We start from the raw sequence: 10,347 nt of genomic DNA on the forward strand, positions 1-10,347 counted from the left end.
CAACTATCTCAATACAGACCGGACATGACAAGAAATGCGAAGACCAGCAATAACATTCCGGTAAACAATCTAAACCTTCCCGGATTCCTTCCTGACCCTTCATCAGTATCTTCCGCCGGAATCCACCAATAGAAGAGCAGTGTTATCAACAGGAGTGGCATGATGAAGGCGAGATTGTACAGGAACAGATACACGAGACCCTGTACAATGTCCACCCTGAAAGATATCATATCCTGGATTGCCAGGTAAATTCCACCGGTACATGAGAGTTCAAGGACCCCGATGAGTAGACCCAGACCAAAAGCAATCAGGATGGTCATTGTGTGCAGTTTCCCACAGAGTACCCCACAAGACCACTGTTCAGTTGTCTCGGCCACATTTGAAGAGATTATGGCATCCCTGATCCAGAGGAGTCCAGTTACCACCGCAATTATCCCTACAATAAGAGAATAACCCCGGAGAATACCAGCGATTGCAGGAAGACTGTATATCCCGGTACCTGATACGAAGTACATGAAGTAGACAGCACATGTGAACACAATGCCTGCCAGAAGTATCCGCTGTTTCTGTCTGATGGTCATCAAAAGGATGAGTAGGAACACAAGCACTGCAGATGCGCAGGGATTTATTCCATCAACGAGTCCGGCAATGAGGACCAGGGGGATACTGATTACATTCCAGGTCCCTTTTTTGGCAGCAACTGGAGTTGAGTTCTGACCTGATAGACCGGTTTTTTTGTTCTGTCCATACCAGGTTACAAGGGTATCAAAGTTCTCCCTGATTGCAGACTCTCCCTCAAGGCCCGCATTACCAATGAAGACCGAGGGAACCGAGACATACTGGCGGTGATATTCTGTCTTGTACTGTTCGAACAGAACCTTGCTCTCACTGCTATTGAAGAGATCGTAAGAGGTGATCACCACTCCGGGATGGGCAGCACTGTATTCGTTGAGGTAGGTCATCGCAAGATGACAGGCACCACAGTGCGTGTTATAAAAAAAAGTTGCAGAGTAGTCTCCGGGAGTGGTATTTGGATCAGAGAGGATCGTTTCTACAGGATGATCACTGACCACATCACTTCCGTTTTTGAAAAAGACACCTGCAGAAACAGGTCCGGTACAGAGTATCAGCACAATAAGCAGACCGGTCAGCACAGAGGCAAGAACCCAGTCATGGTGCTGACAAGACTGCTTTACACTCATCAGAGACCGACCTCTTTCATGGTGATCATGGTACCTACACCTTCTGATGTAAAGAGTTCAAGGATAAGATTGTGGCCGATATTCCCGTTGATGATATGGGAGTATGGCACACCATCCTGAATTGCATGTAGGACAGCCTGGACCTTAGGGATCATTCCTTCTGACACCACACCAGTTGTTATCAGATGCTCTGCTTCTGACTTGGTGACCTGACGGAAGACCTTTGTCCGCTCCTTATCCATGATCCCGTCAACATCAGTCATACTGATAAACTTATAGGCTTTGAGCGCGATTGCAATCTCACCTGCGGCTGTATCTGCATTGATGTTGAGATCATTGCCTGCACGATCAATCGCAAGAGGAGCTATGACCGGAACATATCCATTGTCAAGCAGGGTGTTCAGGATATCAGGATTGATCGTCTCAATCTCTCCCACATGACCAAGATCGACCTCTTCTTCTCTGTTGTTTACCCGAACACGCTGCCTTTCCATCTTGCGTGCTATGATCAAATTTGCATCGTTGCCTGAGATCCCAATTGCTTTTCCCCCTGCCTTTGAGATCAGGGACACAATATTGGTGTTGATCTTGCCGACAAGAACCATCTGGGCTACTTCCAGAGTCTCATCATCAGTAATCCTAAGACCGCCAACGAACTTTGGCTCTTTTCCAAGGGCCTTCATCTTTTCAGTGATCTCAGGGCCTCCGCCATGAACCAGAACAACCTTGATCCCGACCAGCTGAAGCAGAACCACATCACTGACCACGGTATCAAGAATCTCCCCTTCAACCATGGCATGACCACCGAGTTTGATCACCATGGTCCTGCCGTGAAACTTGCGTATATAGGGCAGGGCCTCCATGAGGACGTCTTCGCGTTTCATGTTGTGTACTTTCCGTTTATCTCGACATATTTCTCGGTCAGGTCGCATCCCCATGCAATAGCCTTACCATTTCCTGCAGCCAGGTCAAGTTCTATCTGAACCTCGCGTCCAGCAAGCGAGGCTTTAGCAGTGCTCAGATCCTCTGTAAGCACTCCCCTCTCACAGACTGCTGCTTTGAGTCCTGATCCTGCTATCCAGCAGGAAACCTTCTCTGGATCAAACTCAGCACCAGAGCGCCCTGCTGCTGCAACAATCCGCCCCCAGTTCGGATCTTCACCATAAATCGCTGTCTTGACCAGCGGAGAACCAACAACAGTTCTGGCAACAAGATCTGCTTCATCCTCACTGCGGGCGCCCCGTACAATTACCTCGATCAATTTGGTCGCACCTTCACCATCGCTAGCAACCTGTCGCCCGAGGCTGACACAGCATTCCTCAAGTGCTGCTGTAAACTCATTCAGTGGCACTTTTCCGGCAGCACCGGTTGCGGTACAGAAGACAACATCGTTGGTGCTCGTGTCCCCATCCACAACTACCCGGTTAAAACTCCTCTTAACCGCCGTCTTCAGAGCGGTCTGAAGATCTGATGCACTGATCTCTACATCGGTATAGACGTACCCGAGCATGGTCCCCATATTGGGGGCTATCATTCCAGAACCCTTGCAGATGCCACCAACGGTAAATCCTTCACGGGTTACACGAGAGTGCTTCTCAACAAGGTCAGTTGTCATGATCGCTTTTGCAGCACTGATCTCTGCAGAAGGGCTGTGCTCAAGAAGAGGAGCAATCCGGTGGCACTGGTCCCTGATGAGAGGAAGGTCAAGGTACCTGCTGATTACTCCAGTGCTTGCGACTCCAACCTCAAGCGGATCGAGTGAGAGTTCTTCTGCAGCGATTGAAGCCATCTCCCCCGCATTATCAATACCCCGCTGCCCGGTCAGGGCATTTGCACATCCGCTATTTGAAATAATTGCTGCAAGCCGTCCTCGTTTTATCCGTTCCTGCATCAGGATGATCGGGCCTGCACGGGCGATATTCTTTGTAAAAGCAGCAGCTGCAGTACCCTCTGCCTTAATTAGGGCAAGGCCATACTTCCCTTCCTTGATGCCTGCTGCAGTCACACCATCAACTGAACAGATAGACTGCATCTCACTCATGAGCGTCCGTTCCTTTTCCGCCTGAAATCGCCCAGACAATATCTTCCCTGGTGATGATGCCTTTCAGAATCTCACCGCTCACTACCGCAAGCCGGTCGATCTTCTTTTTGAGCATGAGATCTGCAGCAGCCTCAATATCCTCTTCAGATGTTATGGTTATGATCGGGCTGCTCATGATCGTTCCCACCTTTTTACTGCCAATATCAGTGAGGGCCTCTTTGGTGCGTTCCCAGTTTATGAACTCACGAATCGGGAGTTCTATCACCTCAAGCGGTGATGGAAGCCAGAGGTCATCAGACGGACCTTTCGTCATGAGAAGTTTCAGCAGATCGGTTTCAGTCACCATTCCTGCGAGACGGGTTCCATCCATCACCGGAATACCTCCGATATGTTTCGTCCTCATCACTCCCCCGATTGAAGAGACAGTGTCATCAACACTGCAGGTCACCGGGTCCGGGGTCATTGCATCCTTTACTAACATTGTTACTCTACGGCAGAATCGCCGGACTCCATAATCCTTCTGTCTCGTTGAATCCGCACATGAGATTCATATTCTGTATTGCCTGTCCGCTAGCACCCTTGACCAGATTGTCTATTGCCGATACAACAACAACCCGTTCTTCTGATGCTTCTACCATCAGATCGCAGAAGTTAGACCCACGTACCGAGTTCAGGGATGGGCGCTGGTACCTGACAAAGGGTTCGCCTTTATAGTAATCATGGTAGAGCCGCTCCACTTCCCTCTGTTCCATCGGCTCATTCAGAAGTATATGAGCAGTGGTCAGGATACCACGGTTTACAGGGAGGAGATGGGGAGTGAAATATGCCTTAGCTCCTGACTTTAAAAATCCAATCTCCTGACGCATTTCAGCAAGATGCCGGTGACTCGTCCATTTATACGCAATGAAATTGTCTCCTACATTTGGATAATGAGATCCTTCAGAAGCATTGTCTCCCATTCCAGAGACCCCTGACTTTGAATCATAAATGATCGTGTGAGCACGTCCTGCAAGAGGTGCTGCTGCCAGAGTGGCACCAGTAGGGAAGCACCCTGGGTTTGCAACAAAGGATGCATTTTTACACTGATTACGGTGTAGTTCACAGAGTCCGTACGGAGCCGGGAAGTATGCAGTATGAGGGACCCCGTACACCTTTTCGAACACATCCTTTGGAAGACGGTAGTCAGCTGAGAGATCAACGACTTTTATCCCCTGTTCAACCATGGAAGGGGCATATGCCATTGCCGCTGTATGAGGTACTGCCAGGAAGGCAACATCCACGTCTATGGATGCGATTTCCGGGTTTGTAAAGGTCAGATCAGTAAACCCGGTGAGGTGGGGATGCCGGGAGGTCACCGGTTTTCCGGCCAGCTGCCGGGAGGTTGCACAGACAACTTCGGCTCGGGGATGTGTATGCAGGAGCCGGAAGAGCTCCCCCCCGGTATAGCCGGAAGCGCCGATAATGGCAACTTTCATATTATCAATATCTGCTCTGCATCGGGTATTAACCTCCCTTCCCTTCTTCAGAGTCACCATCCAGACATAAGGCTTGAAAATGGATCCGAATGGCTGATGAGAGGGTGTTTATCGCATTGCAACCAAATGTTTATTGACGTAAATATCAGGTTACGCTCCTTTCCTTCACTAGTGAGAGAGACAGATATCAGAACACCAGGCATGAGAGAACTCCTCCATATATGACATCATCCCAGGAATCAGGCAATGGTCTGCGCGAAAAGCCGGGAAAGGTAACCCCGGCAATGCAGCAGTTTTACGAGGCTAAACGACAGTACCCGGATTGCATCATTTTTTTCCGGATGGGTGATTTTTACGAGACCTTCTGTGAGGATGCGGAGATATGCTCCAGAGAGATGGAGATTACACTTACGTCCCGTGGAAGGATGCCTGACGGCCAGGATATTCCGCTTGCTGGTATCCCGTATCATGCACTTGATGGGTATCTTTCCCGGATGATAAGCCGGGGATACAAGGTTGCCATCTGCGAGCAGATCGAAGACCCCAAGAAGGCAAAAGGGATTGTAAAACGGGATGTTGTTAGGGTGGTCACACCGGGAACCGTGATAGATGCTGCCCTTCTCCCGGGAGAAGGAGCCCGTTACCTGATGGCAGCAGTCCTTGATAAGAAACGAAAGCGGATAGGCATAGCATTTCTCGATATTTCAACAGGAGATTTTCAGATATCAGAAGTGCCTGCTGAAGGGCACGGTGAGGAACTGAGAGCGGAGGCGGTCAGGTTCAGGCCTGCCGAGTGCATTACACCAAAAGGGGCTGAACAGGAGATAGAGGGAAAACTAAACCGCCTTATTCCTCTCATATCACCACAGGATATCTCCCTCTTTGATCATCAGGCGGCAGAGGATCTCCTCTGCCGGCAGTTCAGTATGCAATCATTGGATTCTCTTGGTTGTTGCGATATTCCTGCAGCCACAGTCGCTGCAGGAGCCGCACTTGCGTATGCCCAGAAGACACAGTTCGATCCTCTTTCACATATCAGATCCCTCTCACGAAATCTACAGTCAGAGTATCTTGTGCTTGATGCAGTCACTCTCAGGAACCTTGAGATTGTCTCAAACATTCGTGATCGAACTGAAGAGGGAACACTGGTTAAAACCATTGATATGACCCAGACCCCCATGGGGAGGCGTCTGCTCAGGCGATGGATAACTGCACCGTTAAAATCAGTCGAAGCCGTAAACCAGCGCCTTGATGCAGTGGAATTTTTTACTCATGAAACTCTTTTGCGCCAGGACCTCAGGCAACTCCTTTACAGGTATGCAGATCTTGAACGCATTGCCGGCAGAATATCATTTGGAAATGCAAGCCCGCGTGACCTGGTAACATTAAGTAATGGCCTCACTGCGGCTTTATCTGTCAGGGAACTCTTTGATAGTCTTGCAGATACCCCTGAATCGATCAAGAAGTCAGTCAATGGAATTTCGGATCTTCAGACTCTTGTCACCCTGATCGGACAGGCCATCGTGGACGAACCACCTCTTTTGATAAGAAAAGGTGGAGTCATCAGGGATGGATACCACGAAGAGCTCGACCGGCTCCGGTTGATCTCAAGGGATGGACGTCAGTGGGTCGCCGACCTGGAGCAGCAGGAGAAAGAGCGGACCGGGATAAAGTCACTAAAGATCAAGTATAACGCAGTTTTCGGATTTTTCATAGAAATCACCAAAGCAAATCTATCATCAGTCCCTGATGATTATGAACGCCGCCAGACAACAGCAAATGGTGAGCGATTTACAATACCAGCTCTTCGTGAAGTAGAGTCACAGATAGCAACCGCTGATGAACGCCTGTTAAGTCTGGAAGAGGAACTCTATACTGCCCTTCTTGCTACTCTGCGTGAGCATGTCTTGGCTCTTCAGGAGACAGCCCATTCAATCGCAAGAATCGATCTCTTTGCGGGTCTCGCTGAATCTGCACTAAAATTCAGGTACGTGAGACCCCACCTGACTGATGAGCCTGTTCTTCTGGTACGGGAGGGACGTCATCCGGTTGTAGAAGCCTCGCTAGAGACAGGTTTTGTGCCAAATGATGCAGAAATGAGTGCTTCTGGTGAGCAGATCCTGATCATCACAGGTGCAAACATGGCTGGAAAGTCCACGTATATGCGAAGTGTTGCTCTGATCATTGTTATGGCACAGATGGGGAGTTTTGTCCCTGCAACATACGCAAAAGTGGGCCTCGTAGATCGGATTTTTACCAGGGTCGGGGCGTTTGATGACCTCGCAAGCGGGCAGAGTACATTCATGGTGGAGATGCTCGAACTCGCCACAATCATGAACCACGCAACTGATCAGAGTTTGGTAATTCTCGACGAGATCGGGAGAGGTACCAGCACGCTTGACGGGTACTGTATTGCCAGGTCAGTGCTTGAGCACCTGCATGGAAAGAAGAGTAAAGGGCCGAGAACCCTCTTCGCTACCCATTTCCATGAACTCGTCGGAGTGGAAGAGGATCTGAAAAGGGTGCGAAACTGCCACTTTGCAGTCAGGGAAACAGATAAAGATGTGGTATTTCTTAGGAAACTTATACCCGGTGCAACCGACCGCAGTTATGGTATCCACGTAGCATCACTTGCGGGAGTTCCTGCTCCCGTGATCATGCGTGCTGAAGATCTGATGAAGAAGGTCATGAGGGGAGAGGAGTCTCCGGGGGGTGGTGTGAAAAGATATACACAGATGATCCTGCTCGATGCACCCGCTGCCCCTTCAGCCATGGCACCAGAACCTGATCCCATCAGGGAAGAACTAGATTCAATAGATGTGAACTCGCTCACTCCTCTTCAGGCCCTCTCCCTGCTTGCTGATCTTAAGAACAGGACAAAGGATCCACAGTGACAGAAATGGGTAATCCCCATATCCGGCTACTAGACGGCGATACAATCAATCAGATAGCAGCAGGTGAAGTGGTTGAACGTCCTGCATCTATTGTTAAGGAACTCATTGAAAATGCCATTGATGCCGGAGCAACCACAATTACTGTTGAGATTAATTCAAACAGGAAAGAGGTTACCAGGATACGCATTATTGATGACGGCTGTGGCATACCAACAGATGAAGTTACACTAGCCTTCTCTCCTCATGCAACAAGCAAGATCCAGACTGTAGAGGATCTAAATACCTGTCTTACGCTTGGGTTCAGGGGAGAGGCACTTGCCAGCATCGCTGCCATCGCATACGTGACCGTGGTAACCCGTTCGAAGGATGAAGATGCAGGAACCCGCCTGATTATCAGCGGGGGGGAGATCCTTGAGCATGGTGCAACAGGCGCACCTGTCGGAACAAACCTGACAGTGGAAGAGATCTTTTTTACCACTCCTGCACGGAGAAAATTTCTCAAGAGCCTTGCCACAGAACTCTCCCGGATATCATCGGTGATCGAGGTATTCAGCCTTTTGTACCCGGAACTAACCTTCAGATACCTCCTAAACGGACAGGAAAAATCCACCAGTCATGGAACCAGGACCCTCGAAGAGGTACTGCGGGCGCTGAGGCCTGATGAAGCAGGACAGATGATCAAGGTAAGTGGAGAAGAGAATGGAATTTCCCTGGAAGGATACATCTCACATCCAGAACTTATCAGGCAGAACACCCAGCGGATCCTGGTTGCGGTCAACGGTAGAATGATTGTCTCATCACGCATTTCCGGGGCAATACGATCAGGGTATGGTACACTTATCCCGTCACATTCGTTTCCAGTTGCGATTCTGAAAATAGATCTGGATCCTGCCCGTGTTGATACAAATATCCATCCGACCAAACGGGAGATCAGAATATCTGATGAACCTGAGTTTCTCAGGTTCATCGCTACTAGAGTCAAAGAAGCACTGCAGAACCAGGATCTCTCTCATTCAGGTGTATCCATTAAGAGTGAACTCCATCTTGTGGCTGATGATAAAGAGAATCAAAGCCCGGGCCAAATATACCGGATATCTGAAACACCAGCGCAGCGTGTCTGTGAGGCTACCCTTGCCGGATACCGTACAACTGCACGACAACTCAGGCAGACTCGTCTTTTGATGGAACCTACAGGAGCAGAAGAAGAATCACAGTTCCCTACTCTGAACTATATCGGGCAGGTTGCTGCAACCTATCTTCTGGCTTCAAATAGTTCAGGTGATCTAATCCTCATCGATCAACATGCAGCCCATGAACGGATCAGATATGACCAATTAAAAAGGGAACAGAGAGAGGGAACCCTCTCACAAGAGTTGCTCGTTCCCATCGTTCTCCAGTTAAGCACATCAGAAGTCCATCTTCTCAGTGAGATCAGACCAGATCTCGAAAAGGAAGGATTTCACCTTGAACCGTTTGGGAAAGATACCTGGTGTGTGAGAAGTGTTCCAGTTGTACTTGGACGGTGTGAGGACCCTGATGCAATAAAGGAGATCATCTCCAGTGCGCTTGGTGGAGGACAAGAGAACAGGATGAGTGAATCTGTCTCCCGAATGGTTGCCTGCCGTGGCGCAGTAAAGGCAGGGGTCATCCTTACACCAGAACAGGGAGAGGAGATCATCAGCCAACTCTCCCGCACCTCTGAACCATATACCTGTCCACATGGAAGACCCACTATCGTTTCATTCACCAGGTCAAAACTTGAAGAACTTTTCAGGAGGAGATGAAGTCTCCGTCTTTGATGTAATTCTTTCAGCGATATTGGGAGAATATATCCATTGACTCAACACCAACTCGAAACTGGGGTCGTCCATACCTTCCAGGGTTCTGATCCTGATGATATAGAAGCGTTTGTTGATATTATCCGTGGGTTTTACACCAGAATGAGGCGCCCCATGCCATGGCGCGATGAGATAACCCAATACAGGGTCGTAGTGTCTGAGATCATGCTTCAACAGACCCAGGTTTCGAGAGTTATGGAAAAATTCCCTCTTTTTATTAGCAGGTTCCCGAATTTTATATCTCTCGCTGATGCTTCTCTGACAGATGTACTGGTAACATGGCAGGGCCTTGGGTATAATAGAAGGGCAAAGTATCTACATGGATTCGCGCGTTCGGTTGTAAACGACTGGAACGGTGCGCTCCCCGCAGATCCAGAAATCCTGGTAACATTTCCCGGAATAGGCAGCGCTACTGCGGGCTCGATCACTGCTTTTGCCTTCAACAAACCCGTTGTTTTTATTGAAACCAACATCAGACGGGTGTTTATTCATCATTTTTTTGCTGGTAAGGAGAAGATTGCGGATTCAGAAATTCGTCCCCTTGTAGAGAAAACACTAGATCATGGGAATCCCCGTGAATGGTATTATGCTCTTATGGACTACGGTACCTGGCTTGCCGGGAGGATTGAAAACCCAAACAGAAAAAGCAGCCATTATTCCAGACAATCGGCGTTTAATGGGTCAGATCGCCAAATCAGAAGTTCTCTTCTTAAAAAATTGCTTGCTACAAAAAGTTCACCCCTTGAGGAAATAATACAAAATTCCGAAGAGGATACACAGAGAATGAGACGAATAATTGCAGGTATGGTCAAGGAAGGGCTTCTCTGTATAAATAACGGAATCATAACGGTTGCAGAATAAAATATGATTAATTGGCATTATCTTCGACAATTACCT

The 10,347-nt window shown here is 48.8% G+C and carries 8 protein-coding genes; 3 read left to right on the forward strand and 5 right to left on the reverse strand.

Annotated elements, in window-relative coordinates; translation table 11 throughout:
- Window positions 1-8: 8 nt before the first annotated feature.
- The 5 genes from VN429_RS08475 to argC are packed head-to-tail and all read right to left on the reverse strand — an operon-like array spanning window position 9 to window position 4,718.
- Window positions 9-1,202, reverse strand: coding sequence for a cytochrome c biogenesis CcdA family protein (locus VN429_RS08475; protein WP_325632098.1), 1,194 nt, complete (start codon window positions 1,200-1,202; stop codon window positions 9-11).
- Window positions 1,202-2,086, reverse strand: coding sequence for an acetylglutamate kinase (argB, locus tag VN429_RS08480; RefSeq protein ID WP_325632100.1), 885 nt, complete (start codon window positions 2,084-2,086; stop codon window positions 1,202-1,204). Before argB ends, VN429_RS08475 begins: the two co-directional genes overlap by 1 nt.
- The gene (gene argJ / locus VN429_RS08485) at window positions 2,083-3,234 is read right to left on the reverse strand and encodes a bifunctional glutamate N-acetyltransferase/amino-acid acetyltransferase ArgJ (protein ID WP_325632119.1); all 1,152 of its coding nucleotides are present in this window, start codon (window positions 3,232-3,234) and stop codon (window positions 2,083-2,085) included. The genes argB and argJ overlap by 4 nt, the downstream gene beginning before the upstream one ends.
- A gap of 1 nt (window position 3,235) precedes the next feature.
- Window positions 3,236-3,724, reverse strand: coding sequence for a CBS domain-containing protein (locus VN429_RS08490; protein WP_325632102.1), 489 nt, complete (start codon window positions 3,722-3,724; stop codon window positions 3,236-3,238).
- 7 nt (window positions 3,725-3,731) lie between these two features.
- Window positions 3,732-4,718: an N-acetyl-gamma-glutamyl-phosphate reductase gene (gene argC / locus VN429_RS08495; protein ID WP_325632105.1), complete on the reverse strand. Its 987-nt coding sequence runs from the start codon at window positions 4,716-4,718 to the stop codon at window positions 3,732-3,734.
- A 221-nt stretch (window positions 4,719-4,939) separates the two neighbouring features.
- On the opposite strand from argC, the gene mutS reads away from it, so the two are divergent.
- Genes mutS through VN429_RS08510 form a run of 3 tightly spaced genes read left to right on the forward strand, consistent with a single transcriptional unit; the run spans window position 4,940 to window position 10,311 of the window.
- Window positions 4,940-7,612 carry a DNA mismatch repair protein MutS gene (gene mutS / locus VN429_RS08500; RefSeq protein ID WP_325632107.1) on the forward strand — a complete coding sequence of 891 codons (2,673 nt, stop codon included), beginning with the start codon at window positions 4,940-4,942 and terminating at the stop codon, window positions 7,610-7,612.
- Between the two features lie 5 nt (window positions 7,613-7,617).
- On the forward strand, window positions 7,618-9,396 hold the full coding sequence (gene mutL / locus VN429_RS08505; RefSeq protein WP_325632109.1) for a DNA mismatch repair endonuclease MutL: 1,779 nt from the start codon (window positions 7,618-7,620) through the stop codon (window positions 9,394-9,396).
- A gap of 51 nt (window positions 9,397-9,447) precedes the next feature.
- Window positions 9,448-10,311, forward strand: coding sequence for an HhH-GPD family protein (locus VN429_RS08510; protein ID WP_325632111.1), 864 nt, complete (start codon window positions 9,448-9,450; stop codon window positions 10,309-10,311).
- The last annotated feature ends 36 nt before the right edge of the window (window positions 10,312-10,347 follow it).

Origin of the sequence: Methanospirillum sp., assembly GCF_035560735.1 — an archaeon.
Taxonomy (GTDB): Archaea; Halobacteriota; Methanomicrobia; order Methanomicrobiales; family Methanospirillaceae; genus Methanospirillum.

Coding starts and splice junctions, on each gene's coding strand:
- mutL (WP_325632109.1), top strand. CDS start 7,618: ATGGGTAATCCCCATATCCGGCTACTAGACGGCGATACAATCAATCAG.
- argJ (WP_325632119.1), bottom strand. CDS start 3,234: ATGCAGTCTATCTGTTCAGTTGATGGTGTGACTGCAGCAGGCATCAAG.
- VN429_RS08490 (WP_325632102.1), bottom strand. CDS start 3,724: ATGTTAGTAAAGGATGCAATGACCCCGGACCCGGTGACCTGCAGTGTT.
- mutS (WP_325632107.1), top strand. CDS start 4,940: ATGACATCATCCCAGGAATCAGGCAATGGTCTGCGCGAAAAGCCGGGA.
- argB (WP_325632100.1), bottom strand. CDS start 2,086: ATGAAACGCGAAGACGTCCTCATGGAGGCCCTGCCCTATATACGCAAG.
- argC (WP_325632105.1), bottom strand. CDS start 4,718: ATGAAAGTTGCCATTATCGGCGCTTCCGGCTATACCGGGGGGGAGCTC.
- VN429_RS08475 (WP_325632098.1), bottom strand. CDS start 1,202: ATGAGTGTAAAGCAGTCTTGTCAGCACCATGACTGGGTTCTTGCCTCT.